29 protein-coding genes are annotated in these 25,653 nt (G+C 32.1%); 8 read left to right on the top strand and 21 right to left on the bottom strand.

Annotated elements, in window-relative coordinates; translation table 11 throughout:
* Positions 1-33 precede the first annotated feature (33 nt).
* Both Q0975_RS03490 and Q0975_RS03485 read right to left on the bottom strand, forming a co-directional pair.
* Complete coding sequence (locus Q0975_RS03490) at positions 34-828, bottom strand: tryptophan-rich sensory protein (protein WP_299433162.1); 795 nt, start codon at positions 826-828, stop codon at positions 34-36.
* 74 nt (positions 829-902) lie between these two features.
* Entirely contained in the window at positions 903-2,045 is a 1,143-nt protein-coding gene (locus tag Q0975_RS03485; RefSeq protein ID WP_299433159.1) for an aminotransferase class V-fold PLP-dependent enzyme, read from the bottom strand.
* 165 nt (positions 2,046-2,210) lie between these two features.
* Here Q0975_RS03485 and Q0975_RS03480 point away from each other — a divergent pair, with 165 nt between their 5' ends.
* On the top strand, positions 2,211-4,586 hold the full coding sequence (locus tag Q0975_RS03480) for a DUF5686 family protein (protein ID WP_299433156.1): 2,376 nt from the start codon (positions 2,211-2,213) through the stop codon (positions 4,584-4,586).
* 192 nt (positions 4,587-4,778) lie between these two features.
* On the top strand, positions 4,779-5,210 hold the full coding sequence (locus tag Q0975_RS03475) for a TerB family tellurite resistance protein (protein WP_299434227.1): 432 nt from the start codon (positions 4,779-4,781) through the stop codon (positions 5,208-5,210).
* 40 nt (positions 5,211-5,250) lie between these two features.
* Here Q0975_RS03475 and Q0975_RS03470 read toward each other — a convergent pair whose 3' ends face one another.
* The 5 genes from Q0975_RS03470 to fbp form a co-directional block, all read right to left on the bottom strand.
* On the bottom strand, positions 5,251-6,789 hold the full coding sequence (locus tag Q0975_RS03470; protein ID WP_299433153.1) for an ATP-binding protein: 1,539 nt from the start codon (positions 6,787-6,789) through the stop codon (positions 5,251-5,253).
* A 4-nt stretch (positions 6,790-6,793) separates the two neighbouring features.
* Positions 6,794-7,285, bottom strand: a complete 492-nt coding sequence (locus tag Q0975_RS03465; RefSeq protein ID WP_299433150.1) for a Rab family GTPase — start codon at positions 7,283-7,285, stop codon at positions 6,794-6,796.
* Positions 7,272-8,096, bottom strand: coding sequence for a cell envelope biogenesis protein OmpA (locus Q0975_RS03460; RefSeq protein ID WP_299433147.1), 825 nt, complete (start codon positions 8,094-8,096; stop codon positions 7,272-7,274). Before Q0975_RS03460 ends, Q0975_RS03465 begins: the two co-directional genes overlap by 14 nt.
* 17 nt (positions 8,097-8,113) lie before the next feature.
* Positions 8,114-8,467, bottom strand: a complete 354-nt coding sequence (locus tag Q0975_RS03455; protein WP_299433144.1) for a fructose 1,6-bisphosphatase — start codon at positions 8,465-8,467, stop codon at positions 8,114-8,116.
* A 307-nt stretch (positions 8,468-8,774) separates the two neighbouring features.
* The gene (gene fbp, locus Q0975_RS03450; RefSeq protein WP_299433141.1) at positions 8,775-9,785 is read right to left on the bottom strand and encodes a class 1 fructose-bisphosphatase; all 1,011 of its coding nucleotides are present in this window, start codon (positions 9,783-9,785) and stop codon (positions 8,775-8,777) included.
* Positions 9,786-9,961: 176 nt separating this feature from the next.
* Between fbp and Q0975_RS03445 the strand changes: the two genes are divergently transcribed.
* The 5 genes from Q0975_RS03445 to Q0975_RS03425 all read left to right on the top strand — a co-directional run bounded on the left by Q0975_RS03445 (position 9,962) and on the right by Q0975_RS03425 (position 16,048).
* Complete coding sequence (locus Q0975_RS03445) at positions 9,962-10,441, top strand: GNAT family N-acetyltransferase (RefSeq protein ID WP_299433138.1); 480 nt, start codon at positions 9,962-9,964, stop codon at positions 10,439-10,441.
* A gap of 45 nt (positions 10,442-10,486) precedes the next feature.
* A complete protein-coding gene (locus tag Q0975_RS03440) occupies positions 10,487-11,740 on the top strand; it encodes an aspartate kinase (protein WP_299433135.1) in 1,254 nt (417 codons plus the stop codon).
* 52 nt (positions 11,741-11,792) lie between these two features.
* On the top strand, positions 11,793-13,601 hold the full coding sequence (locus Q0975_RS03435) for a lysophospholipid acyltransferase family protein (protein WP_299433132.1): 1,809 nt from the start codon (positions 11,793-11,795) through the stop codon (positions 13,599-13,601).
* Positions 13,588-14,616 carry a carboxypeptidase-like regulatory domain-containing protein gene (locus Q0975_RS03430; protein ID WP_299433129.1) on the top strand — a complete coding sequence of 343 codons (1,029 nt, stop codon included), beginning with the start codon at positions 13,588-13,590 and terminating at the stop codon, positions 14,614-14,616. The genes Q0975_RS03435 and Q0975_RS03430 overlap by 14 nt, the downstream gene beginning before the upstream one ends.
* 475 nt (positions 14,617-15,091) lie before the next feature.
* On the top strand, positions 15,092-16,048 hold the full coding sequence (locus tag Q0975_RS03425; protein ID WP_299433126.1) for a mechanosensitive ion channel family protein: 957 nt from the start codon (positions 15,092-15,094) through the stop codon (positions 16,046-16,048).
* Positions 16,049-16,065: 17 nt separating this feature from the next.
* Here Q0975_RS03425 and Q0975_RS03420 read toward each other — a convergent pair whose 3' ends face one another.
* The 6 genes from Q0975_RS03420 to Q0975_RS03395 all read right to left on the bottom strand — a co-directional run bounded on the left by Q0975_RS03420 (position 16,066) and on the right by Q0975_RS03395 (position 18,997).
* Entirely contained in the window at positions 16,066-16,488 is a 423-nt protein-coding gene (locus tag Q0975_RS03420) for an arsenate reductase ArsC (protein ID WP_299433121.1), read from the bottom strand.
* Positions 16,489-16,508: 20 nt separating this feature from the next.
* Positions 16,509-17,006, bottom strand: coding sequence for a GNAT family N-acetyltransferase (locus tag Q0975_RS03415; RefSeq protein WP_299433118.1), 498 nt, complete (start codon positions 17,004-17,006; stop codon positions 16,509-16,511).
* Positions 17,007-17,492 (bottom strand): DUF6428 family protein, encoded by a 486-nt coding sequence (locus Q0975_RS03410; RefSeq protein WP_299433115.1) that lies wholly within the window; start codon positions 17,490-17,492, stop codon positions 17,007-17,009.
* A gap of 19 nt (positions 17,493-17,511) precedes the next feature.
* Positions 17,512-17,835, bottom strand: coding sequence for a metalloregulator ArsR/SmtB family transcription factor (locus tag Q0975_RS03405; protein WP_299433113.1), 324 nt, complete (start codon positions 17,833-17,835; stop codon positions 17,512-17,514).
* An 83-nt stretch (positions 17,836-17,918) separates the two neighbouring features.
* Positions 17,919-18,344 (bottom strand): TM2 domain-containing protein, encoded by a 426-nt coding sequence (locus Q0975_RS03400; RefSeq protein ID WP_299433111.1) that lies wholly within the window; start codon positions 18,342-18,344, stop codon positions 17,919-17,921.
* 152 nt (positions 18,345-18,496) lie between these two features.
* Complete coding sequence (locus Q0975_RS03395; RefSeq protein WP_299433108.1) at positions 18,497-18,997, bottom strand: MarR family transcriptional regulator; 501 nt, start codon at positions 18,995-18,997, stop codon at positions 18,497-18,499.
* A gap of 129 nt (positions 18,998-19,126) precedes the next feature.
* Between Q0975_RS03395 and Q0975_RS03390 the strand changes: the two genes are divergently transcribed.
* Positions 19,127-20,074, top strand: a complete 948-nt coding sequence (locus tag Q0975_RS03390) for a hypothetical protein (protein ID WP_299433105.1) — start codon at positions 19,127-19,129, stop codon at positions 20,072-20,074.
* Between the two features lie 11 nt (positions 20,075-20,085).
* Here Q0975_RS03390 and Q0975_RS03385 read toward each other — a convergent pair whose 3' ends face one another.
* The 8 genes from Q0975_RS03385 to Q0975_RS03350 form a co-directional block, all read right to left on the bottom strand.
* A complete protein-coding gene (locus Q0975_RS03385) occupies positions 20,086-20,469 on the bottom strand; it encodes a VOC family protein (RefSeq protein ID WP_299433102.1) in 384 nt (127 codons plus the stop codon).
* A 212-nt stretch (positions 20,470-20,681) separates the two neighbouring features.
* Positions 20,682-21,137 (bottom strand): DUF1801 domain-containing protein, encoded by a 456-nt coding sequence (locus Q0975_RS03380; protein WP_299433098.1) that lies wholly within the window; start codon positions 21,135-21,137, stop codon positions 20,682-20,684.
* A 29-nt stretch (positions 21,138-21,166) separates the two neighbouring features.
* Entirely contained in the window at positions 21,167-21,682 is a 516-nt protein-coding gene (locus Q0975_RS03375; protein WP_299433095.1) for a DUF4199 domain-containing protein, read from the bottom strand.
* A gap of 152 nt (positions 21,683-21,834) precedes the next feature.
* Positions 21,835-22,251 carry a response regulator transcription factor gene (locus Q0975_RS03370; protein WP_299433092.1) on the bottom strand — a complete coding sequence of 139 codons (417 nt, stop codon included), beginning with the start codon at positions 22,249-22,251 and terminating at the stop codon, positions 21,835-21,837.
* 255 nt (positions 22,252-22,506) lie between these two features.
* Complete coding sequence (locus Q0975_RS03365; protein ID WP_299433089.1) at positions 22,507-23,127, bottom strand: hypothetical protein; 621 nt, start codon at positions 23,125-23,127, stop codon at positions 22,507-22,509.
* Positions 23,121-24,083 (bottom strand): 2-hydroxyacid dehydrogenase, encoded by a 963-nt coding sequence (locus tag Q0975_RS03360; RefSeq protein ID WP_299433086.1) that lies wholly within the window; start codon positions 24,081-24,083, stop codon positions 23,121-23,123. Before Q0975_RS03360 ends, Q0975_RS03365 begins: the two co-directional genes overlap by 7 nt.
* A 65-nt stretch (positions 24,084-24,148) precedes the next feature.
* Positions 24,149-24,766 carry a glycoside hydrolase family 19 protein gene (locus Q0975_RS03355; protein WP_299433083.1) on the bottom strand — a complete coding sequence of 206 codons (618 nt, stop codon included), beginning with the start codon at positions 24,764-24,766 and terminating at the stop codon, positions 24,149-24,151.
* Complete coding sequence (locus tag Q0975_RS03350; protein ID WP_299433080.1) at positions 24,763-25,545, bottom strand: hypothetical protein; 783 nt, start codon at positions 25,543-25,545, stop codon at positions 24,763-24,765. Before Q0975_RS03350 ends, Q0975_RS03355 begins: the two co-directional genes overlap by 4 nt.
* Between the last annotated feature and the right edge of the window lie 108 nt (positions 25,546-25,653).

Below are 25,653 nucleotides of genomic sequence, written 5' to 3'. Positions count from 1 at the left end.
ATCTAATTAAGAGAGAAATAGTAGGTTAACAACTTAGCTAAATCGCTCCATCAATTTTTTACCAGGGTTAGTGGCGCGATTCAAAAACCCATGAATACCAGCAGCAAGTACTAATATAATAGCAGCTATAAGCGCTGTATAGGCAATGGAATTATAATCACCGTTATGTCTTACATATATTGCTATTAACGCCCAGGCACCAACCAAAGCAAATTCTCGCATATTTCTTTTGACAATCATAAATAGATTCAACAAAACGGCTACAATTACCATAATTATAGTCCAGGTAATCTCATCTAAACCAAATCCACCCCAATTAATCTTGGTTAAATAAATAGAAAAATTAGCTATTGTAGCCACAGAAATCCATCCTAGAAATAGACATATGGGCCACCATACAAAAGCGATAATACCCAAAGGAGCATCCCAGCGTTCCATCTTAGTATTGATAACAATCTTACTCAGAGAGAAAACGATACCTAACATTATAAGTACTGATAAACCAAAGTATTCATAGGTAAATACTATAACCCAACAACCGGTTAATAGATTTGCAATAAAAAACCAGTATCCTGTTTGTAGTACATGATCTGCTTTTTCTGGTTTAAAAAAGGCATTTCGGATTTGATAAATTGAATAAGCAATAAGACCTGAAAAAATTAATATCCATATTGCAAAAGCATAGCTTGCTGGTGTAAACAGATTATCATATTTACTGCTGAGTTCCCCTACAGTAGTATTATTAAAGCGTAATGCTTGTGAAATATAATTTATGCCAATTACAAATACAACAGATAAGGAATTAAGGATCGCTAATTTTTTTTTCATGGATTTGTTTTTATGTCTTTAAAATTAATGTAATCAACTCATAAGTTTTAATTCCAACAGAAGAAAAATTATCGTTATCCAAAAGAATTTAATAGTTTTTCGAAATCTTCTTCAGTATTATACACATTGCAAGAAACTCGCATGGCATTTCCTCTAAAAGAAACAAAAATTTGTGCTTCCTTCAATTTTGCCTTAATCTCTTCTACATTGATATGATCTGGAAGATAGATCCCAAATAGATGATGTGCTCTATATGCATCATCTTCAATAAAACATCCTAATTCTCGGAGTTTTTGAACAGCATTTTTGGAAATACTTTTACCATATTCCTGAATGTTTTTTGGTTGCCAAGCAATCAATTGTTCGATGGCTCCTATCATCATGGGTGTTAGTACAAAATTACTAGATTCTCCTACAGAGTATCGGGCTGCTTTTTCCTGATATCGATCTTCGTATGTTGTGAGTCCAGAAAAATCTTCACTATTATATCGGTTCATCCAGTTATGCTCGATCGGTGTTCCATTATTAAAAGCATCACTGTAATAAGCCATGCCAATAGCGTATGGACCTAATAACCATTTATAACCACCACAAACCAAAGCATCGGGTTCAATTTCTTGTATAGAAAAAGGAAAAGCGCCTACACTTTGCGTCCCATCAATGACTAACATAGCGTTTACTGTTTTTGTTTTCTCACGAATAGCGTGCAGATCAAATAAAGTTCCATCTGCCCAGTGCACTTGTGGCATTGCAATTACTGCGGTATTTTTAGTGATTGCTTCCAGAATATTTTCATTCCAACGCTTACCTCTATTTTCTAATTCGATAGGAGGTTTAATGATTTTGATAGTTGCTTCATTTTTTCTTGCAACTTCTTGCCAGATATATACATTACTAGGAAATTGTTCATCTACTAAAATGATTTCATCTCCTTTTTTAATGGGTACATTATTAGCAGCATTAGCAATACCATAAGAAACCGATGGAATGATTGCAGTGTTTTTATAATCAGGAGCACTGATTAGCGTTGCAAAACGCTGTTTCAGGATTTCTTTTTCGGTGAAGAAATCTACAGGTAAAATCTCGTTGGGTCTCCCTTTTTTTGAAACAGATTCTAATCCTATTTCTGTTATGGATTTAAGTTGAGGAGACATATAGGCGCCATTGAGGTAGGTAATATCTTCAGAAAGGTCAAAAAGGTGTTTTTGGTTTTGCATGAGTTGTGATTAGTACATTTTTATTCAAAAATGGATTTATAAAGTTAAAGCAAAGTAAAATATTAAATTGAGTCATATTTTAGCACTAAGAATTCTTTAACTTTTATAGTCATACATATTTGTAACAAATCATAACTAAGAGAGTCAAATACTAAAAAAAATAATATGCACAGAATAATTGGTATATGCTTTCTGCTAGTTGGGAATTTATTGTTTTCTCAGCAATCGCTAAAAGGGAAAGTAATAGATTATAATACCAAAGAACCACTCGCTTTTTCTACACTGATTTTTAATAATAATGAAACAATGGGAACAATTGCCGATATAGACGGTAATTTTGTTTTTAGATCCAATGTGGATATTAAAACAATGATATGTAGTTATTTAGGGTATGAGAAAAAACAGATCAATGTAGTAAACAGTGAATATATCATTATTGAATTAATACCAAAAGAAAACCAACTGGATCAAGTTGTTCTTTCGTCTGCAGAAAATCCAGCGAATAGAATTATTAGAGAAGCTATTAAGAATAAGGAGATCAACAATCCAGAGCGTATCACATCATTTACTTATAATTCTTATAATAAAGTTATTGTTGATATAAAATCAAAAGATAGAAATGATTCTTTGACCCTTACAAAGAACTTAAAAGGAGGACATTTAATGCTTATGGAGAGTATTACTGAAAGAAAGTTTTTAGAACCAGATTTAAGTAATGAAGTTGTAATTGGCACTAAAGTATCCGGTTTCAAAAACCCTCAATTTGCATCTTTGGCAACAGATATTCAACCATTTTCTTTTTATGAGAATTCTATAAAGCTTTTTGATATAAATTATCTCAATCCTATTTCTAAGGGAAGTCTAAAGAAATATAAATTCTTTTTGGAGGAAAGTATACTTAACAAAAAGGATACAACTCATATTATTGCCTTTCAACCAAAGGCGAATAAAAACTTTGAGGGATTAAAAGGAATCGTATATATAAATACAAATAAGTTTGCAATACAAAATATTATAGCGTCACCTTATCAGAAGGGTAAAATTGATCTAAAAATTCAACAGAAATATAAGTTGTTACAGGATTCTATATGGTTCCCTGAGCAATTGAACTATAAATTATCGATGCCAGAATATCCAAATAAGGAAAACAATATGGTGATGGATGGCAAAAGTTATATTTATAATATTTCTTTAGATACACTTCTGCAAAAAAAAGATTTTCCCATAGATATGGTTAGCATAGCCGAGAATGCGACTAAAAAGGATAGTGTGTTCTGGAATTTAAATAGAAATGCAAGTCTTAACCAAAGAGAAGAGATTACCTATAGAGTGCTAGATAGCATCGGAGAGAAGGTAAATTTAGATGGATTTTTAAATTTTTCTGAAAGTCTTTTTAGAGGAAAAATACCTTTGGGTATGATTGATATAGATTTAAATAAAACCATAACGATCAATAAATATGAAGGGTTTCGATTAGGAACTGGATTGTATACAAATAAGAAGTTCGATGAACGATTGCAGTTAGGCGGTTTTGTAGGGTATGGATTTGATGATAAAGACTGGAAATATGGAGGAGAAGTGAATTATTTATTATCAAAAAAGAATGAAATAACTTTAGGGTATCAGTATCAGGTAAATTTACAAGAAGTAGGAAGCCATACTAAGCAACGAGAAGATTTAGATTTTTTAAGTTTTAGGAATTACTTGGGATTTAATTTTGATAAAATTAGGGAGCATTCCTTTGCTATTCATTTTAGGAGCTTAAAATATTTGACAGCTGATATATCCTTTAAACAAACTTCAGTAGATCCTAGGTATGAATATGAATTTGTTAGTGAAACTGGTAATTTCAGTAAATATAAGAACAGCAGTGTATCTCTTGATCTACGATACGCATATAAAGAAAAGATAATCAATTCTTTTAATCAGAGATTCAGCTCAGGAACTGATTATCCTATCATAGGAGTTTCGTTTTCTAAAGGGTTAAAAGATGTTTTGGATAGTGATATTAATTATAATAAAATAGAAGGGTACATAGACCATTCATTTTATACCAAAAGCATAGGTAAAACTAGTTATAGGATAGAAGGAGGTTATATCGATAATGCTGTTCCTTATGGTTTGTCATTTACAGGAAGTGGTAATTACGATAAAGATTACCCATTTTATAGTAAAAACCTATTTCAGACAATGACTCCCTATGAATTTGTTTCTGATCGATATGCACATCTTTTTCTGTCTCATAATTTCGAAGGATTATTAGTTAAGGTAAGAAAGTTTCAACCGGATATTGTGGTACATCAAAACATAGGATGGGGTAATTTAATTAATGATAATAATACGTTGATTCCTTTTGAAACAATGGATCAGATTTTCGTAGAAAGTGGACTAGAGTTAAAAAGCTTGATTAAGGTTAATTATCTTAATCTGGGTTATGTAGGATTCGGTTTAGGAGGTTTTTATAGATATGGCTTTTATGCCAATGAAGATTTTGAAGATAATCTTGCGCTTAAACTTAATATTAGTTTTAAGATTAAATAGTTTTACTTTTCATAAAGTATGATGTCTTTGATGTTTTTGCTTTTTGTTGAAAGATGAAATGATATACCTATAAGATACAATCTGTTTAATGGATATTAACAGCTATTATTGAAACACTTAAAAAACACTAATTTTAAATTTCAAAAGGATTTTAGTTTACTTATATTTGCGGCAAATTAAACAAAATACATGATGTCAATATCTGATTTATTTGATAGTGGGTTTCAGAAGAGAAATCAAGATCATTTTGCAGCTATCGTAAAAATAGCAATGAGCGACGGAGTAATCACAGACGGGGAGAAAGCTTTTTTAGATAGATTAGCAAGAAACCTTAGTATTTCTGATAATGATTATAAAGAAATATTAAAGGACTATGCATCTCATCCTATTAATCCTCCAACTAGTTATGATAGAAGGTTAGAGCGTTTGTATGATTTGTCAAGAATGGTATACGTGGATCATATAGAAGGATCTGATGAGGTAATAATGCTTGAAAAATTAGGTATTGGTCTTGGATTTACTCCGGATAATGTAACCTATGTTATTGATAAAGCTCTTAAATTAGTTAGTAAAGGTGTAGATAGTGATACTTTTATTGAAGAAATAAAAAATATGAATAGATAAATTGCTTTATCTATTGTTATCTATAAAAAAAAAGCCGCTTTTATGAAGCGGCTTTTTTAGCTATTTGTTTTACTATTTTGTAGATTAAATCTTCTTGTTCGAAAGGTTTAGCTATAAAATCATCCATTCCTGATCGAAGGCATTTATCACGTTCAGCTTCTGTAGCTTTTGCAGTAAATCCAATAATCGGAACTTCCGAGATAACCTTATCGCCATAATTTGTTCTAATCATATGAGTAGCCTGATATCCATCGACCTTGGATAATTTTAAATCCATTAAAACCAGATCATAGTTTCTTCTTTCCAGATAACTGATTGCTTCCGTTCCATTAATAGCGACATCTACAAAGAAACTCCCATGACTAATTAATATTTTCATGATTAGAAATTGAGTAGCTTCTTCATCTTCTACCACAAGTACTCTAAATTTCTTTTTAGATTCCGGTAGGTTATATTTTTTCTTTTTCTTTTCAGGTGTAGTTTTAGTGATTTCAAATTTAAAAGGTAATTTGATCTCGAAAGTAGTTCCTTTATCGGGAGTACTAGTAACCTTAATTTCTCCATTTAATAAATCAACCAGATCTTTTACAATCGCTAAGCCTAATCCTGTACCCGAAATCTGTTTATCCTCATTAAAACGAGTAAATCTGTCGAAAATATTCGTAAGATTTTCTTCGTGTATCCCCAATCCCGTATCTTCTATCTTAAAGCTAACACTTAATTTATTGGTACGTTGATAATTTTTGGTTACCGATAGGCTTACTTTGCCTTCTTCGGTAAACTTAAAAGCATTATTGAGAATGTTGTTTAAAATCTGATATACGCGTGTTCGATCTCCTATAAGATATTCTTGAATATTTGGATCTATATGCGTTTCGAATTGTATTCCTTTGTCTTCAGCCAATTTAGTATAGGTCTCTTTAAAACCTTCTACTACATTTACAAATAGAAATCGTTCCTCGACAATTTTTATTTTACCAGATTCTATTTTAGCAATATCAACCATGTCCTCAATCAAAGCATTGAGATGTAAGCTTTGTCTCTTTATAATTCTGGCTAATTCTTCTTGTTCAAAATTTAAATTTGTTTTTTCCAATACCTCAATGAATCCCAAGATGCCGGTAAGAGGTGTTCTGATTTCGTGATTGATATTGGCAATAAAACTGTTTTTGAATTTTTCTTTTTCAAGCAGGTATTGATTTTTTAGTTCTAATTCCTTTGCCTTAAGAATGGATTCATTTTTTTGCTGCGCTATTTTATTGAGCTCATGATATTTTGTGGAATAATCGAATAATATAATTACGATTTCCTCTAAGTTTATTTTAATGGTAACATCACATATTGTTTCAAGTTTTCCATCTTCCAAGTGAATACAGGGAAAATTATAGGTAGTTTCTTCTTTTTCGAATACCTCAATGAAACTCTTTACGATTTCAAAAAATGGATGCGCATCGTAGATCGAGGTTCCAACTTTCCATTTAAACACATTGGCATCAGTTTCTTTAATCGTTCCATCGTGATGAACAATCGTACACTGTGTTTTTTGGTTAAATAGTAAACTTTCTTCCTGGTATGTCATAGCACTAGGCAGTTATTTCCTTAGCAAGATCTAAGAAGAAATCTTGCACATTTTTATTAGTTTTGGCACTCGTTAAACAATCGACTACAATATCTTGTTCTTTAAACTTTTTTAGGGTTTCTTTCTCATTCACCAAATCTAATTTATTACCTATTACCTTGATTTTAACCTTTGGATGGTTTTTTGCTAGGTATGCCAAATCTTCATTTAGATTTTTATATGTGTCGATTCGCGTTAGATCAAATACGTAGATAAAGGCATTGGATCCTAGTAGGTATGATTTTCTTGTGTCTTCTATGTCTGCATGACCTTCAGTGTCCCAAATGATCATAGAAAGTTCTCGTCCATCTGGCATTTCGATTACTTTCTTTTTAATCTGAACGCCAAGCGTAACCTTATAATCTTCAGAAAATTCGTTGTCAATAAAACGCCTGAATAATGACGTTTTTCCAACCCCAAAGTGTCCTAAAAGCACTACTTTTTTAGACAATTTCATCTTCAAAATGTTTTTTTAATTTTTTAGTAAAAAGCTCACTATTTTCCATATCTCTTTTTGAAATATGATGCTGAGCAAAATCAATAATTTGATCTTCTAATACTTCTTTGAACATCATATTATATGCACCAGAAATAACAGCTGCAATATAGTAAGAATAAAAATTTTGTACGTGAATAGTATACAGCTCGTATTCGATAGTTTCCAAATTTTGATTCCCACCCTGAAAAGCATCTTCCACGAAACTCTTTATTGCAGTTAGCATACCTGCAATCATATCTTTATCTACAGTGTTGTCAGATAGTGGACTGTAATCGGTAATCAATAACCCAGAATCTTTTTCAATGACAAACATTTGGATTAATCTCGGTTTTGCATAATCGGTAATGGCTAAATCACCATCACTGATTCCTTGTGCTCTGGCTTTGGTTCTTTTAAACCAATTTTTAAAAGAAAATGCTTGCCTGGTTTTTCTGTTAATATTTTCACTTAACAACTTCATCTCATGAGCAATATATTTTTTTATCATTTTACCGATAATAGGAAACAATGCTTCTACTACTGCATCTTGAGAGTTTTTTATTTCTTCCTTTAAAGCTTCTGTAATTGTTGGACCCAGGGTTTTGGGTATTTCCTGCACAAATTCTTCTAATTTGTCATCTATTATAGGGTCGACCTTATGAGAAAGTTCTTGTTTTTGGTGAACTATTTTACTTAGTTCATCAACTTTTTCAGCAATGGAATCGGCATACTCCTTCTGCTCCGTAAGAAGAAGTTCTTTAAGAATCTTAAGTTTATCCTGCTCTTCCATAATCTGGGATAGACGGATTACTTTTTATTGATTTTCTCTCCCATGGCAATCAGGAGATCACCTAATGTTTTTCTATCCACTTTTTTGTCATCGAGCATGGCTACCTTATCTGCCAAATTATCTTCTAATTCGGTAATTCTGATATTGATATCGGTACTAAGATTGTCAATTGCCTGATTTAATTCTTTGCGAGTATCTTCAATAAAATCTTCAAGCTCTCTTTTTTTAGAAGAAATATCTTTTTTTACCGTTTCAAATTCAGAATTATAGGCAGCAATATTTTCTCCGAAGATTAGGTTTTTTATTGCCTCTATTTTTGAAGATGGATCGTTTACCACTTTTTCTTCAACAGCTTTATTTTCTTTCGCCATTTTTGGTTAGTTTATGTTGTTTTTTATGAGCTATACGTAAATTTAACATAAAAACATTAAAAATAGGTGTCATGGACTGATAATGTTAAATGTCGCTTGCTTTTATGACGAATATGATATGTTTATTACTCTTAGAGTTTAAAATGGTTATGAGGGGGAACTCTTTTGGTTTTTACAATCTTGCAATACAAGAATACTAAAAAATTGATAGTATTCAATCTATTTATCAATCATTTTTCAATGATACCAATAATAAAAATGATCTAAAAAAAACAAGGGCGCGGACTTTCTGGAATCCGCCTGTCTTTTATGATTCTGTTGTTTTCATAAAAGATTCTACTTTTTCTACCATATTTTTACTTCCACAAATAAACGGAGTACGTTCATGTAATTCTGTAGGTTTTATTTCTAAAATCCTTCTAAATCCATCACTGGCTGATCCTCCTGCTTGTTCCGCTAGGAAAGCCATTGGGTTACATTCATAAAGTAAACGAAGTTTTCCATTAGGAGACTTTGATGTACTAGGGTACATATAAATCCCACCTTTTATCATATTACGGTGTATGTCACTTACTAGTGAACCAATATATCTGGAGGTATAAGGGCGATCGTCTTTTTCTTCCTGGCAATATTTAATATAATCTTTAATTCCCTGAGGGAAATGAATATAATTACCTTCATTTACCGAATAAATGTTACCATCTTCAGGAAATTTCATATTAGGATGTGATAGATAATAAGTTCCTAAAGCAGGGTTTAGTGTAAAACCATTAACACCATGTCCTGTAGTATATACTAACATGGTAGAAGTTCCATAAATAATATAACCTGCAGCGACCTGTAAGTTACCTGGCTGCAAGAAATCATCAATTGTTACAGGTGTTCCAGTAGGAGTAACTCTTCGATAAATCGAAAAAATTGTTCCAACAGAAACATTAACATCTATGTTAGAACTACCATCAAGTGGATCCATAAGAACCACATAATTGTTCCTGTGATCACTTTTTTGACCTTTAATTGTTATAAAATCATCATTTTCTTCCGAAGCGATACCACAAACTATTTCTCTATTCGTTAGTGTGTTGATAAACGTTTCATTGGCAAGAACATCAAGTTTTTGTTGATCTTCTCCCTGTATATTAGTCTCACCAATAGCTCCTGTAATATCAACCAAACCGGCCTTGTTTACTTCGTGGTTTACCATTTTTGCTGCTAAACGAATAGAATTAATCAATCGAGAAAGCTCTCCGCTTGCATATGGAAAATCTTGCTGATTTTCGATAATAAACTCTCCTAAAGTTTGGTTTTTTCTTGCCATTACGGTTATGTTGATTTTGTGCAAAAGTATTATTTTTTAGACAACTATAACGTTTTCGAAACTGTAAATTGTTAAACTTTTTTAAGATTTGCAAAAACACAAATAAGAGAAGTATAACATTAGAAAATTGTCTGTATTGTGATACATATTTTATAGTTTTGATAAACTTTTGACCTATGGACTATTTAATTAGAGATGCAGTGGCTGATGATATGCCACAAGTTCTGTCACTTATTGAAGAACTAGCGATTTTTGAAAATGAACCAGATGCTGTAGAAGTCACCACAGAAGAGCTTGTTAGTAATGGCTTTGGAGAACATCCTTTATTTCATTGTTTTGTTGCAGAAAAAAAAGAAGAAATTGTTGGTGTAGCATTGGTGTATTTTAGATTTTCTACCTGGAAAGGGAGAACAGTGCATCTGGAAGACCTGGTCGTGAGAGAGTCTATGAGAGGAACTGGTATTGGAATGGCTTTGTATAAAAGAGTAATGCAATATGGAAAAGAGAAAGGAGTAAAAAGAGTAGAATGGAATGTTTTGGATTGGAACAAACCTGCAATTGATTTTTACTTAAAAAGCGGCGCTAAAATCTTGGAAGGATGGCAAGTTGTGCAAATGGATGAACAAGGATTGAAAGCGTTTATTTCAAAAATTTAATGTTAATTTATTGATTTTTTGTGTGTTATGAAATTATTTTAATTAATGAAGGTTTTTAAATTCGGTGGAGCATCTGTAAAAGATGCTAAAGGAGTAAGAAATGTAATTGATGTATTGCAGAAAGTTGGTGATTCTAATATTGTGATTATTGTTTCTGCCATGGGTAAAATGACAAATGCATTCGAAAGAGTAGTGGATGATTACCTAAACAAAAGTGAAGAACTTAAAAATTCTATAGATTTTATAAAGAAATACCATATTGAGATACTGGAAGATCTTTTTGAAAACAGGCAACATCCGGTTTTTAAGAAGATCAATTCTATAATTTCGGATATGGAAACCACACTTAAAAGAAATAAATCTAGACAGTATGATTATGTGTATGACCAAATAGTCTGTTATGGAGAGTTAATCTCTACCGCAATTGTTAGTGAGTATTTATCTAAAGAAGGTTATGTAAATAGTTTACTGGATGCCAGAAATATTATAAAGACAGACGATGATTATCGTGATGCAACGGTTGATTGGGAAACTACACAACAATATATTGACAAAAAGGTCAATAAAAAGGGGTTGACAATTACCCAGGGTTTTATAGCATCAGATGCTAATAATTTTACGACTACCTTAGGGAGAGAAGGTAGCGATTATACTGCAGGAATTTTTGCGTATTGTACAAATGCTTCCAGCGTTACTATATGGAAAGATGTTCCAGGAGTATTGAATGGAGATCCGAGGGTTTTTGAAAACACAAAGTTACTTTCACAAATTTCATATGAAGAGGCCATAGAATTAGCTTTTTATGGAGCTTCTGTAATTCATCCTAAAACATTACAACCACTACAGCGAAAAGAGATTCCGTTATACGTGAAATCGTTTCTTAATCCTCAAGATGAGGGCACTTCTGTAAAAAAAGGACAACGATTAGTGCCGCAGATGCCTTGTTTTATTGTTAAGAAAGATCAAATATTACTCTCACTTTCTTCATTGGATTTTTCATTTATAGTAGAAGATAATATAAGTGAAATTTTTAGTCTTTTTCATACCTATCATCTGAAAGTAGACCTTATTCAAAATTCTGCCATAAGTTTTTCTGTATGCTTGGACGATAAATTCGATAATTTTAAGAAATTGCTAATGCAATTAAAGCCAAAATTTAGTGTTGTATACGAAAAGAATGTATCTTTATTTACCATTAGACACTTCAACAAAGAAGCGATCCTGTTTTTAGAAGAAAATAAGGATATTTTACTAAAACAGGGTACAAAAGAAACGTATCAAATGGTTGCGAAACAATAAGATACCCTATTCAATGATTTTGCTATATTTGTAGTTAGCACAAAACGTATTTATGGCGATAGTCACCTCTAAAGAAGTAGCCAAAGGGCTTAAATTAGATAAACTAGGTTTTATTGGCACTTTTATTGGCTGGATGATTCTTAAGGTCACACGGTTATCAAAAATTAATCGCCAATATGACAGTATTAGTCACTTAGATGGGAAAGAGTTTGTTAAGCGTGTTCTGGATATGTATGGAGTTACTTTCGAAATCCCTCCAGAAGACCTAAAACGATTGCCTAAAGAAGGAGCTTTTATTACACTTTCTAATCATCCTTTAGGGGGATTAGATGGTATTTTACTTCTTAAATTAATGTTTGAACATCGATCAGATTATAAGATTATTGCTAATTTTCTATTACATAATTTTACTCCATTAAAGGAGTATATTATGCCTGTAAACCCTTTTGAAAATAGGAAAGAAGTAAAATCAAGTCTTAAAGGAATTAGAGAAGCAATTTCGCATCTTAAAAATGGAATGCCATTGGGAATTTTTCCTGCAGGTGAGGTGTCAACTTTCAAAGAAGGCAAGCATTATGTGGATAAACCATGGGAGCCAGGAGCAATGAGACTTGTTAAAAAAGCAAAGGTTCCGGTAATTCCGATATACTTTCACGCTAGAAATAGTAGACTTTTTTATAAGCTTGCTTCTATAAGTGGTACCTTAAGAACTGTTAAATTACCAAGCGAAGTCTTTTCACAAGAAAATAGAGTAATCAAAGTTAGAATAGGAAATCCGGTTTCTGTCAAGGATCAGGAAGAGTATGATAACATAGAGGATTTTACGAATTTTTTACGTAAAAAAACCTATATGCTGGCCAATCCATACGAGAAAAAGACTTTGATGGAGTCAATACCACAGAATTTAAAACTTCCGAAGTCTCCAAAAGAAATTGCCTCAGGCGGAAGTATTAATTCTATTGAGTCAGAATTAGCGTATTGTCGTGAAAACGATATGCGTTTATTGGCAAGTAAAAACTATGAAGTTTTTCTGGCTAAAAAAGAATGTATTCCTAATGTAGTTCACGAAATAGGTAGATTACGAGAAATTACTTTTAGAGAAATTGGAGAAGGAACAAACCAATCTATTGATTTAGACCCATTTGATGATTACTATCATCATATGTTTTTGTGGGATAAAGGGGCTAAGAAGATGGCAGGAGCATATCGAATGGGAATGGGTAAAGAAATCTATTCTAATTTTGGTATTGATGGATTTTATCTACAAGATCTGTTTAGGTTTGAACCAGAATTGCATAAAATGATGAGTGAATCTATTGAGATGGGTAGGGCATTCATTATTAAAGAATATCAACAGCGTCCCATGCCATTGTTTTTACTTTGGAAAGGTATTGTTCATTGTACCCTTCGTTTTCCTGATCATAAATACTTGATAGGAGGAGTAAGTATCAGTAATAAGTTTAGTAATTTCTCTAAGTCATTAATGATTGAGTTTATGAAATCTCATTATTATGATCCTTATGTTGCACAGTATGTTAGACCGAAAAAGGAATTTAAAGTAAAGCTTAAAGATGCTGATAAGGATTTCGTGTTTGATGAGAGTAGAAGTGATCTTAATAAATTCGATAAAATTATTGATGAAATCGAACCAGGAAGTTTACGTATCCCTGTTTTAATAAAGAAATATATAAAACAAAATGCGAAAGTAGTAGCATTTAATGTCGATCCATTGTTTAATAATGCGGTGGATGGTTTGATGTATATTCGCATCGCTGACCTTCCTGACAGTACAGTAAAACCGGTTATGGAAGAATTTCAGGCAGAATTGGAGCAGAAGTACTTTAAGAATGGTGATAAGTAATGCTAACATATTTCATCGACTAATTTCTGTATATATAGTATTTCTTTTTTCTCTTTTTTCATATTCCCAACAACAACTCAAAGGCATTGTATATGACGATGCTACTAAAGAACCATTAGAAGCTGTAGTGGTATATCTTGATGGAACAACCAAAGGGACTATTACTGATGCATTTGGGAGGTTTTCTTTAGAAATAAACACGAACTATAACGAGTCTATAGTTGTTGCTTATTTGGGGTATAAAACAGTTATTTTAAACCCTGATAAAGTTGTAGATCAAAAGAATGTTTTAGTGTATTTAACTGAAGAAATTGAATCTTTAGATCCCATATATCTTGAGACTGATGATTGGAGTAGAGAGAAAAAACTAAGATATTTTAAGAAGTATTTTATTGGAGAATTGCGGATACAAGAAAAATGTAAAATCATTAATGAGAAAGATATTCATTTGTATTATAGCTCTTCCGAAAAAACGTTATATGCTAGTTCATCGGTTCCATTGACTATAAAAAACAAGTATTTGGGATACACGATTACTTATTTTCTTAGAGAGTTTGAGTTAAAATTTTCTTTAGGTAGTAGTGGATTGAGGTTGGTAAATTCAATATATTTTGCTGGAACAAGTTTTTTTAAAGAGTATCACAAAAAAATAAAAAATAAGTATATAGTGCGAAGAGAAAAGTCTTTTGCAGGATCTAAGTTGCATTTTATGAGATCCTTGGCACTTAAAAAATTACAGGAAAATAAATTTAAAGTTTTTTACAAAGGATTTGCCGGTGATCCTTATGAATACTTCACCGTAGAATTACTGAATAATTTTGCTAAAGTACATTTAGGTGTAGAGCGAGTAAGTATATTATATGATGAAAAACATCAAACCGATATGTGGATATCTACGGATTATTTTCTTATTGATGGTTTTGGTAATTATTCACCTATAGATCAGCTATTTTTTAGTGGATATATGTCTAATCATAGAGTAGGAATGATGTTACCGCTAGATTATAATTTATAAAATTGTAAATAGTTTAATGTGATTAGTATGGCATCATAGGTATTCCAAGTGCGGTAAAGTCAGTTACAGAAAAATTTTATTAATTTTTTTAGGAAAGATAATAAGCAGGTGTAATTGATAGTTTTTTTGTGTAGTTAATCGTAATATTCCCTTTTTTTCCTCCTTTGTTTTTTTAAAATACTGATATATTTTGCTAATTTGAAGATCAAAATATCTTACTGTGGTGATACAATATATCTATTTTGCTATTGCGTTATTAGGCGTTATATTATTCCTGTTCCTTAATAAGAAGCTTTTTAAATGGTTGCAAAGTAAAATAAGTAAATTAGAGAATAACATTTTTTTTGGAAGAACAAAGTTTTCTCAGTTCTTCAGGTTTATTACACCTAGAAGAGAGAAACATATTCTCTCATTTGTCATCCGGTTATTAAAGATTACGTTTATCTTCATTTTTTTTATATTCTATCTTCCTTTCTTGTTTAGTCTTGTACCTCAAACAAAAGAATATGCAGATGTTGTTTTAGGGTATATAAAGAAGCCATTACTTTTTTTATATGAAGGGTTAGTTGGTTTCATCCCTAATTTATTTTTTATTATCGTTATCTTTTTTGTGACTAAGTATCTAATTCGATTTTTAAAATATGTTACTTCAGAGCTTGAAAAAGAAGCAGTTAGGTTAGATGGTTTTCATGCGGACTGGGCAAGACCTACTTTTAATTTATTACGGGTATTTATTATTGCTTTTGCACTTATAATTGTTTTTCCATATATCCCAGGTTCCGATTCTCCAGCTTTTAAAGGGCTTTCTATTTTCTTTGGTATTTTATTCTCTTTGGGTTCTACTTCGGCTATATCCAATATTGTTGCAGGTGTAGTAATAACGTATATGAGGCCATTTAAAGTGGGTGATAGGGTAGAGATAGGAAATACTATAGGAGATGTAACAGAGAGAAGTTTATTGGTAACAAGGATTCGAACAATTAAAAATTTAGATGTTACGATCCCTAATTCTTCAATTTTAGGGAATCATATCATTAATTTTACTAAGAATGCTTCTGAAGATGTGGGCGTTATTTTGCATACTTCGGTTACTATTGGATATGATGTGTCTAGTAATGAGGTGATAGAAGCATTAAAGAAAGGAGCAAAGAATACGGACCAAATATTAACGGAGCCCGTACCCTTTGTTTTGATTAAGAGTTTAGATGATTTTTATGTAAGTTATGAGTTGAATGTATACACTAAAAATCCAGAAAAATCAGCTGCTATTTATTCGATATTACATGAAAACATTAAGAATGAATTGCATCAAGCTGGTATAGAGATTTTATCTCCACATTATCATGCAGTACGAGATGGAAATACTCTTGCTGTTCCTTCATCAAATATTCCAGAAAATTATGCTAAACCAGGGTTTAAAATCGAAAAATAAACTTTTTTGGAAAAAGACTAATTAGCCTGTAAAATGCTCTTATTTACAAAAGCATTGCAATATTCTTTGATTTGATTTCTTGTTTTAGTAAAAGCAGCGTGAATTTCCTCTTCCGTTCCTTCAACTTTAGAAGGATCAAAAAAGTTATAATGTAAACGTTCTGCCTTTCCTGGAAAGAAAGGGCATCTTTCTTTTGCGTTATCACAAACCGTAAGTATATAATCGAATTCTATATCTAAATATTCTTCCAGATTATTAGAGGTGTGATTAGAAATATCAATTCCATCTTCTTTCATAATAGCGATGGCTCTAGGATTCACGCCATGAGTTTCTACTCCAGCACTATAGATAGTTGCGTTGTCTTTTGCAAAGTGCTTTAGATAACCTTCTGCCATTTGACTTCTGCAGGAGTTTCCTGTGCATAATACTAAAATGTTCATTACTGTGGTGTTTTTTGTGGTTATATTATTATTTTACTTCTACGTTCTAAAATGGTATTGTCAAACCAATCTTTGTGTAATCTGCCTACTTTTTCGCGATATCCTATGACTCTAAATCCCAAAGAGATATGGAGTTGAATACTAGCTATATTATTACTAAAAATACCTGCTTGTAAGGTCCAGAACCCTTCTTTTTCGCTTTCCTCAATAAGTTTGGTCAAAAGTAACTTACCAATACCTAAATTCCTACGATTTGATGTTATGTAAATACTAACTTCTGCAACGCCTTTATATACCTCCCTCTTGGAAGTAGGTGCTAAAGCCGCCCAACCTACAATTTCGTTGTTTATAACGGCTTTTAATCTACAAGATCTAATATGAGTTTGATCCCATTGATCCCAATCAGGTACCTGCGTTTCAAAAGTAGCCATGCCGGTAGCAATTCCTTCTTTGTAGATTCGCGAAATATGTGACCAATCTGATTGATTAAAAGATTGTATTTCAATCTGGGAGTTCATCTAACAACATCCACTTCCTGGTGCACATGACGTTGCTTCTACAGCAGATGACTCTGGAACACCGCAGGTTTCTTTAGCTTTACAATCAGTTGGGTTTACAGCAAGTTTCACGATTAATTGCCCATCATTAATAGTAAAACCGGTGATATGTAGATGTGCAGTGTGAAACATTGCGTTTCCATATTCGATTTTTACAGGAGCATCCATTTCATACGCTGTCATTGTTCCTACTTTTCGTAGGATGCCTAAGGCCTTGTATGAACTAAGATAATCACGTTTTCCTAACTCACTTGGACTTTCCCATAACTGAATGATTGTTTCTTTCCAGGAATCTGTTCCTGCTCCACAATCTACAGAATCAATAGAAACATGTTTAACCTCTGTAATATGGTAATTAGCACCTACTAACATTCCAGGAGCATACTCAAAGAGTAATGATTTATCTTGATGTTCTCCTAATAGTGATATAAATTCTGATGTATTCATAATTTTAGTTTTTTTAGTTCTAACAACAATTTTGTTTTGTAGTATTAAAAAATGAATTCAGGTTTTGTTGTAATTCATTCCATCGATCAATATTAATGCAGTAACACATACTTTTACCTTCGATTTCTCCTAATAACAACCCTATACTTTTTAATTCTTTAAGGTGTTGAGATATGGTAGCTTGTGCTAAACCAATTTCTTCTACCAAATCATTACAGATACAGGCGTCCTGTTTACTTATGTATTGCAGTATAGCAATGCGAGCAGGATGACCTAGTATTTTGAATAGCTGTGCTAGTTCATTTTGTCGTTGATCAAATATTTGAGTTTTGGTAATTCCCATATTCATATTTTAATATCGCAATATTACGATATTAAAATGTAATAAAAAAGCTAGGAGATAAATTTCTAGCTTTTTTATTATTTTTAGAACCAAGGTTTTTTTCCTACTTGGTAGGTTTGATAGAATTCATCATCTGATTTGGTTAGGTAGATAATCCCTTCTATTAATCCAATAAGACTAGGCACCCAAATAAAGAGTAATCCAATCGCTAAACAGGATAGTACATATGCTGCAAGAGAAATTCCTAATAGAATAAAACCTTCTTTTTGATATCCCAAAATGAATTTATGTATTCCTAAACTTCCTAATAAAATTGCTAAAATACCAGCGAGTATTTTTTTGTTTTCTTTACTAGTCGTATTAAAAGTGTCTTTAACACCATCTACAAACTCTTCAGCGGTTTCCTTTGCTTCTTCTGCAAAATCACCTGCTTTTTCTGTTACTTTTTTTGCAGCATCTTCGGCTCCTTTTTTTAGATCGTCACCTAGATCGTTGTTTTCTTCACTCATATTTATGTTTTATATACAATTGATTAGTGTGTAGAAAGTTACAAAAAAATATGATTGTATAGGATTATTATGAAAAGGTAACACAATGGAAATGATGTGTTTTTATTAATTCGATGATTTGTATGTTTTCAATGATTTCCTGAAAATGAGAATTATGTATCTCTGGTTGCGGTAAACAATAGTTTTTTGAGCAGTGGTACTAGCTGTTTTTGCTCTTTTTCAGAAAGACCATTAACGGCGTGACTAGCTTCAGCAAAACGAACTTCTATGGCTTTATCAATTATCTCAACTCCTTTTTTTGTGAGAGCTGCCGCCTTAATACGTCCATCTTTTGGATCCGGAGAACGATAAACGAGTTCCATTTTTTCTAATCTACCCAATAACGCCGTCATAGCTCCAGATGTTACCAATACTGATTCTCGTAATTGTTTAGGTGTCAATAGATAAGGTTTTCCAGATCGTCTTAATGTGGCTAGTACATCTAGATCGGTATAATAAATGCCACTATCTTTTAGAGCAACACCAGCACTTTTCTCTAGCTTTTTTCCTAGTTGCATTATTCTTCCTACGATCTCCATAGCCGATGGATCTAGCTCTGGACGCTGATTTTTCCAATCGGAAATTAAATTGTCAATGATGTCTTTTTCTGTCATACGAAATTGTTAAATACTTGTTTGTCAGAAATAAAACTACAAAATATATCTCAATATTAAGATATTTTATATAGATTTGCAAAGTATCTTAATGTTAAGATACTTTTTAACCCTTAAAAACATAAAACAATGAAACAGATCACTTTTTATTTGTTTGGAGGAGCATGTATTTTTTTAGTTTTGGGATGCGAATTTTCTAAGAAGAATACTGAAAACACTATCGCAGAAAATACTATTGCAGAGTACAAGGCGCCAATAAAACATAATTATGCCCCAACAGTATTTTCTAAAGACACTACTAAGTTATGGATTGCAGAAGGCTCTATAGAAAAAGATACCGTACTTATTCTTGGAGATGGCGGACCAAAAAATCAATTGGATTATGAATTCAATGGGAAGATTTCGATGTCATATCTACCTAACTTTAAGAATTATTATAACGTCAACCTTCATCAATCTACGACTTATAACAAGGAAGTTTTTAATTGGAAAGATGAATTTAACCTGGAAATGGCAGAGAAAGAAACTGCGAATACTTCAGAAATCATGTATCGTGCGATCAAATATTTTAAGGATCGTGGTAAATATGTTGTGGTCGCTGGTCACTCGTACAGTGCATTTGTAATTCCAAATTACCTTGCCAATTATCCTTCCTTGGCGGATAAATACATTATCACCGGAGGAAGATTTAAGGCAGATTCTCTACAGACTGTATATCAACTTAAAGATATAAACACCAATTTTCAGGAAGATGGTAAAGCACTTAGAATACCTGATGAGAATAGACCTCCTAATCCAAACCGTTCTAGGAAATATTTTCAAATAAGAACTGCTAAAAACCTCTTAAAAGCTGCTATTGGACAACATGATTATACCCAACTATTAAAAGATAAAGAAGACTTATCTAATATCACTTTTTTCTATGGAAATAAGGATAGAAATGTTGGTGTTCCCACCTCTTATGAATTAGAATTTCTTAAATCTAAAAATGTTCAAGTTATTGAAGTCTCCAGTGGTCACTATAATATTTGGAAAACAATGATTGATATGATAGCGTCTGGAGAAGTTACATTATAAGATTATAAATTTTATAAAAATGCTTTATCGATGGGTTCCCAAAGTTCGATTTTATTCCCTTCGGGATCCACGATCCAGCCAAATTTACCGTATTCATATTCTTCGATTTCACCAACTACTGTGACTCCTTCTTTTTTTAGAACTTTTAGTAGCTCAACTAAATTCTCGACTCTAAAGTTCATCATGAATTCCTTTTTACTTGGAGCAAAGTAGTTGGTGTCTTCTTTAAAAGGACTCCATTGTGTAGAACAATCATTTCCTTCTTTATCTTTCCACCAGAAAGTACAGCCATAGTCGTCTACTGGTAACCCTAAATGTTTTCCGTACCATTCTTTGGTTGTTTTAGGGTCTTTTGTTTTGAAAAAAAATCCTCCTAATCCTGTTACTCTTTTCATATATAAAATCTTTATTATTTATTATGCATTATGAAAGAAATGTAAAAAAAAAGCGTCAATTCGAGTGGTTTTCCAAAATGAAATGGAGGAAAATTGTATCGAGAATAGCTTTTTGGATTCAAAACTCTATTCTCGATACATCCGTCAGAGACGGACACTCGAATTGACGAATTTTGAATAAAAAGATCATAATGAATAATGAGTTTTGTTATTTATTTTTTAATATTCGCCTCGTATATTTCAATCCATTTTTCAGGAGTCATTTTGGCAGCTAATTCTCCAATTAATTTTAAAGGTATTTGATCTATTTTTTTAAAACGGATACAGCTTTTACCCATATCCAACTTAGTTTTTACGTATTTTGGGTATTCGCCCACAAACCAATCCATTAATTCTTTATCGGCATAAATTCCCATATGATATACAGCAATAAAGTTTTTCTGGGATGCAATATTCATAAAAGGTAGTGGTAATTTTGGATCACAATGGTATCCATTAGGATATTTTTCATGAGGAATTACATATCCGATTAACCCATAATTCATTACTTCGGAAAATCCAGCTGGTAGATTATCCCAAATCACCTTTCTTAAATTTTGCATTACTTCTTTACGTTCCTCAGGAATTGCTTCAATATACTCGTCAGGTGTATTTGCTTTATATTGCATAGTATTTTGTCTTAAATAAACTTTAGTGTTTAGACTGTAGCTTTACGTTGTAGAATAAGTCCTGAAATTAACGAAATTATAAATCCTATTATAAGTACTGTTGAAGACATTAATAAAAAGTTCATCAACGGGCTGGAGAATAATTCCTTTTGAGCCTCTAACTCAGCTAACTTAACTTCAAATTCTGCCTCGGGAAGGGAGCTTTTCATCTGTTCTGTAATTGTTGCATAGTATTCTGTCGTAAAATCAGGATTGATAAATTTTATATAAATAATATCTAAGATTCCAAATGCAATTGCAGCAAATAAAGAAATCAATACACCGATTGCCAGTGCTTTTCCAAAAGAAACGGTCCCATTATTTTCATTATCTCGGTAATGTTTTATGCCAAAAAAGACAAAAATCAAAGAGATCACCATAGTGGAGTATCCTATAACTTCTTGGGCTGTAAAAGAGAGGCTTTTGCCAGCATACAATGCTATTAAAAAAAGAACAGATATGGTAATAGCACCATATATCCCATAACGTAAAACAGTATTCTTCATGTGTATATTTTTATGTAATGATTTCTGCCAAAAGTAGTTTCGAAAACCAAAAAATCACTCATACTAAAGTATGAAATTACTATGTTTTGACAAAAAAAGGACTCATCTGCCTCAGGCTGATGAATTGTATAGCACTTTTGTATTATAAGGCATTAAAAAGGGATGATATGAAGATTTTTAGCAATCTGTATTGCTTGGGTTCTACGTTTCGCATCTAATTTAACTAATACATTAGAGACATGAGTTTTTATAGTGCTTTCTGAAACAAAAAGCTTTTCTGCAATCTCTTTATTTGATAATCCTTTGGCTATTTCACACAAAACTTCATATTCTCGCTTGCTAAGTCCTATGGACTTTATTTTTTCGTGATCGATCTCTTTAGGAATACCTTTTTTTTGATGCAATATTTTTTTATTAATAATAACACCTATTATAAAAAAGATAATGGCGATTCCGGCAATGATAAACTCTATGGATGTATTGCCAGAAACAAGACTGTATGTGCTTAATTGAAAAAGTATTAATAATGCTACAACTAAAACTCCGAAAATAAGTATGGTTTTCCTCACGATATAAATGTAATAAAACTGAAGTTTAATACCATATAAGCTAGTAGTTAAGTAGTTTGTTTAAGGTGAATTTGATGTAAGAACATATTAGAGTAGTACCTAATTCCTTGTTACCTATGTTTATAAGTTTCCTCTCCTTTTGGGAGAGGATTAAAGTGAGGGCTTTGATGTGAAAACCCCTCATCCTAGCCTTCTCCCCAAGGAGAAGGAACACATTAAGAATTTATAATATTAAATAGTAAATTAAGAAATGATTTATTTCGAAAGCAAATTGATTTCTTGTTGGAGATTATTTTTAGCTTGTTTTTCGAACTTGGTATAGAAATAATCTGTTTTAAAAATCCGATTCATATTGATAAAGTGTTTTAATACTTTAATTCTTCCTTTGTTATACATAAAATCAGGATAGTACTTGTATTCTTTTCGTACATTTTTGTAATAGGTTTCATAATCGTTCCAATTGCTTCCTAAAATGGAAAGATCCGCATCCGTAAAATAATTAATATCGTCGTTTTCTGAAATTTGATGTCCTTTGGTCGCCAAAATCATCTCTTTACATATATTAACTTTTCCTGTATCAATTGATAGAGAACTAGTTATGTCGACAGCTTGTTGTGCACTTCGTTCTTCATTATCTTGCTTTAAAACATTGTAGATGTAATCGTGATAGAATAAGGCAAATATGGTGATATCCCAATCTTTAATATTTGCCTTTACTGATGCTAGGTTTTTGTATAGATTTTCTAAATGTGTTAGGTTATGATAATATCTATTCCTCTTGTTATGGTTTTTAAAAATTTCATTCCAAAGTGAATTTATATATTCCGGATCTTCAGAATATTTAGAAAGAAGCGATACAAAAATGTCTTTTAGCAAAATTCAGCTTTGATTTTATCAACGATTGTTTGGGCAAGTTTTTCTTTTGATTCGACTGTCCAGCCTGCTATATGTGGACTTAGAATAACATTATCCATCTTTAGAAGTTCCTGTAAAGGTTTGGGCATCTCAACAGAGCCTGATGTGATAGCATTTTTAGTAGTGAACAGATTTTCAAAAGAAGATTTTTCGTACTCTAAGACATCTAATCCTGCGCCTAAAATTTTTCCTGAGTTTAGTGCTTCTACCAAGTCTTTGGTAACTACGCTTTTTCCTCTGGCAGTATTTATAAGCCAAAAAGGCTTCTTGAACCTATTGATAAACTGGGTATTGATCATTTTATCTGTAAAAGAAGTCCAAGGCGTATGTAAACTTAATACATCCGTCTTTTCGAAAAGCTCGGCTAACGTTACTTGTGTAGCATCACTATTTTCTACATCCTCCTTGATGTCATAACAGATAACTTCTACATCAAAACCTCTGAGTTTACGAGCAAAAGCTTTACCCATATTACCGTATCCAATAATTCCAACTGTCTTTAAATCAAGTTCTATACCTCGATTTTCTTCACGGTTCCATTGGCCATTTCTTACTTGATGATCGGCAGTATTTAACTTATTAAATAATGATAAGATCATGCCTAATGCGTGTTCTCCTACAGCATTACGATTGCCTTCGGGAGCAGAAAAAAGTTTAATTCCTTTTTCCTCAGCAGATACCGTATCTATACTTTCTAATCCGGCACCAACGCGTCCAATAAACTTTAGGTTAGTTGCCTGATCTAAAAAAGCTTGATCTATCTTAAAACGACTTCTGATAATAACACCGTGATATTGGTTAATTTTTGCTTCGATTTCTGACTTGGTCGAAGTATAATCTTCTTCGTTTTCAAAACCTTCATCCTTTAGTTGATTAATTAACAAAGGATGATTAGCATCTATGTGAAGTACTTTCATAAATAAGCTTATTAGTATTTCAAAAATAACTAATAAAAGATGAAATAATTTTAATGAAAGTATAATTATATCTTATATAATTTTTTGAATTCATCTAAGAAATGTTGTCGGTTTTGTAATCCATTGTATCCACCATTGATAAGTTTAGTGACCATATGGATATCATCAGCATCGGCATATTTATTAATATTGCGCTTTTGCCAATACCAACAAGCTGAAGTTAATGCCCATTCTGGATTAGAAACATCATTAGGGTTGGATATGAAATCCTGACCTGTAGTATCGGAAAGTGATTGGTAATTGGATTTTCCTGTTAGTTGTATTAATCCTCTTCCTTTGTATTTCCACCCATCACCACTGGATTCTGTCCCATTGCCCATTCTATTGGCATATACTTTATTTGCAATTTTCTCAGGCTGTCGAGCATAAGAATTTGCAGCTTCTAGCGTTGGGAAGTATTTTCTGAATACCCCATATAGTGCTTTTGCAGAGTAGTTTAAGTTTTCTGTTACAAACTTAAAACCCCCACTTTCGTGAGTTATCTGAGCCAGAAAATATGCTTTTCTTAACGGAGTATTAATATCGTATTTTGGTAAAACTGTATCAAATAAAGACACATATTTACTTGCGTACTTCCAGTTCACATCTGGAATTAACGTCTTGAAATCTTCTTCTGTAATCATGATGCTTGGCTTGAAGGAATGAAAATGGCTTTGATTCTATCGATAATACCTTGTAAAATGCTAAAAATGGCATCTGATGAAAATCCACCAATAAGTGCTAAAACACTTTTGTTGAATAGGTTAATATCTGTTGGGTCAGTTTTATAAAAAGAGATAATCTCTGAAGAAATTAAACCAGCAATAACTCCTAATATAATCATGGCTATGTAATATATTGTGTCTTCAGGAACCAAAGTGCTATTTTTTGCCGAGGTACTGACGTTTTTTAATAAATAAAATAGTACGCCTAAACCAGAGACAGAAGCTAAGAAACCAAGATTTAGTAATAATGATATTCCGTCGTTGTTTAAAACTCCTTTGTCCAGCGATTGATCATTAACTTCAGGAGATAGGCTAGAAATAATAAATGTTGCCAGAAAGAAAAGTGCCAGTATGATTAAATTCCTTATGAGAGGAAGTTTAGAAAAAAGTGTTTTACCTTTTCCTTCCTGATTTAGTTGTTTTGTGTAGTGAATAGATTTGGGAGTTGCGGGAGCGATATTTTTACTCAATAGATTATGTGCATTAATTAGATCATCTACAGAGCTATTTTGGATAAGAGAATTCACTTCTGTATTGATGATAATACCATTATATACAGCAAACGACAGCATATTATTGATCTCATTGCTTAGTTCATCAATAATTTCTTTAGAAATTCCTGGAACTATTGCTGGTTTAGGGGAAATTGTCTTGGTGGGTTTAACCGTAGTCTTGCCTATATCCGTTGTTGTTGCCATAGTTTTTAGGTTTTATAAATAGTTATTTAGTGCCTTAAAACTATAAAATTAATACCATTTAAAAACATAGTATTTATACGTGTTTTTATAGATAAAATGGAATGAGGG

The sequence above is a fragment of the uncultured Aquimarina sp. genome (assembly GCF_947500065.1).
In the GTDB taxonomy this organism is placed as follows: Bacteria; Bacteroidota; Bacteroidia; order Flavobacteriales; family Flavobacteriaceae; genus Aquimarina.
Note: the sequence above shows the minus strand (reverse complement) of the source record. Positions and strands in the feature narration are given on the sequence as shown.

What these genes read in the sequence shown, in the direction of transcription:
- Q0975_RS03490 (WP_299433162.1), bottom strand. Translation starts at nt 828, where the DNA reads ATGAAAAAAAAATTAGCGATCCTTAATTCCTTATCTGTTGTATTTGTA.
- Q0975_RS03485 (WP_299433159.1), bottom strand. Translation starts at nt 2,045, where the DNA reads ATGCAAAACCAAAAACACCTTTTTGACCTTTCTGAAGATATTACCTAC.
- Q0975_RS03480 (WP_299433156.1), top strand. Translation starts at nt 2,211, where the DNA reads ATGCACAGAATAATTGGTATATGCTTTCTGCTAGTTGGGAATTTATTG.
- Q0975_RS03475 (WP_299434227.1), top strand. Translation starts at nt 4,779, where the DNA reads ATGTCAATATCTGATTTATTTGATAGTGGGTTTCAGAAGAGAAATCAA.
- Q0975_RS03470 (WP_299433153.1), bottom strand. Translation starts at nt 6,789, where the DNA reads ATGACATACCAGGAAGAAAGTTTACTATTTAACCAAAAAACACAGTGT.
- Q0975_RS03465 (WP_299433150.1), bottom strand. Translation starts at nt 7,285, where the DNA reads ATGAAATTGTCTAAAAAAGTAGTGCTTTTAGGACACTTTGGGGTTGGA.
- Q0975_RS03460 (WP_299433147.1), bottom strand. Translation starts at nt 8,096, where the DNA reads ATGGAAGAGCAGGATAAACTTAAGATTCTTAAAGAACTTCTTCTTACG.
- Q0975_RS03455 (WP_299433144.1), bottom strand. Translation starts at nt 8,467, where the DNA reads ATGGCGAAAGAAAATAAAGCTGTTGAAGAAAAAGTGGTAAACGATCCA.
- fbp (WP_299433141.1), bottom strand. Translation starts at nt 9,785, where the DNA reads ATGGCAAGAAAAAACCAAACTTTAGGAGAGTTTATTATCGAAAATCAG.
- Q0975_RS03445 (WP_299433138.1), top strand. Translation starts at nt 9,962, where the DNA reads ATGGACTATTTAATTAGAGATGCAGTGGCTGATGATATGCCACAAGTT.
- Q0975_RS03440 (WP_299433135.1), top strand. Translation starts at nt 10,487, where the DNA reads ATGAAGGTTTTTAAATTCGGTGGAGCATCTGTAAAAGATGCTAAAGGA.
- Q0975_RS03435 (WP_299433132.1), top strand. Translation starts at nt 11,793, where the DNA reads ATGGCGATAGTCACCTCTAAAGAAGTAGCCAAAGGGCTTAAATTAGAT.
- Q0975_RS03430 (WP_299433129.1), top strand. Translation starts at nt 13,588, where the DNA reads ATGGTGATAAGTAATGCTAACATATTTCATCGACTAATTTCTGTATAT.
- Q0975_RS03420 (WP_299433121.1), bottom strand. Translation starts at nt 16,488, where the DNA reads ATGAACATTTTAGTATTATGCACAGGAAACTCCTGCAGAAGTCAAATG.
- Q0975_RS03415 (WP_299433118.1), bottom strand. Translation starts at nt 17,006, where the DNA reads ATGAACTCCCAGATTGAAATACAATCTTTTAATCAATCAGATTGGTCA.
- Q0975_RS03410 (WP_299433115.1), bottom strand. Translation starts at nt 17,492, where the DNA reads ATGAATACATCAGAATTTATATCACTATTAGGAGAACATCAAGATAAA.
- Q0975_RS03405 (WP_299433113.1), bottom strand. Translation starts at nt 17,835, where the DNA reads ATGGGAATTACCAAAACTCAAATATTTGATCAACGACAAAATGAACTA.
- Q0975_RS03400 (WP_299433111.1), bottom strand. Translation starts at nt 18,344, where the DNA reads ATGAGTGAAGAAAACAACGATCTAGGTGACGATCTAAAAAAAGGAGCC.
- Q0975_RS03395 (WP_299433108.1), bottom strand. Translation starts at nt 18,997, where the DNA reads ATGACAGAAAAAGACATCATTGACAATTTAATTTCCGATTGGAAAAAT.
- Q0975_RS03390 (WP_299433105.1), top strand. Translation starts at nt 19,127, where the DNA reads ATGAAACAGATCACTTTTTATTTGTTTGGAGGAGCATGTATTTTTTTA.
- Q0975_RS03385 (WP_299433102.1), bottom strand. Translation starts at nt 20,469, where the DNA reads ATGAAAAGAGTAACAGGATTAGGAGGATTTTTTTTCAAAACAAAAGAC.
- Q0975_RS03380 (WP_299433098.1), bottom strand. Translation starts at nt 21,137, where the DNA reads ATGCAATATAAAGCAAATACACCTGACGAGTATATTGAAGCAATTCCT.
- Q0975_RS03375 (WP_299433095.1), bottom strand. Translation starts at nt 21,682, where the DNA reads ATGAAGAATACTGTTTTACGTTATGGGATATATGGTGCTATTACCATA.
- Q0975_RS03360 (WP_299433086.1), bottom strand. Translation starts at nt 24,083, where the DNA reads ATGAAAGTACTTCACATAGATGCTAATCATCCTTTGTTAATTAATCAA.
- Q0975_RS03355 (WP_299433083.1), bottom strand. Translation starts at nt 24,766, where the DNA reads ATGATTACAGAAGAAGATTTCAAGACGTTAATTCCAGATGTGAACTGG.
- Q0975_RS03350 (WP_299433080.1), bottom strand. Translation starts at nt 25,545, where the DNA reads ATGGCAACAACAACGGATATAGGCAAGACTACGGTTAAACCCACCAAG.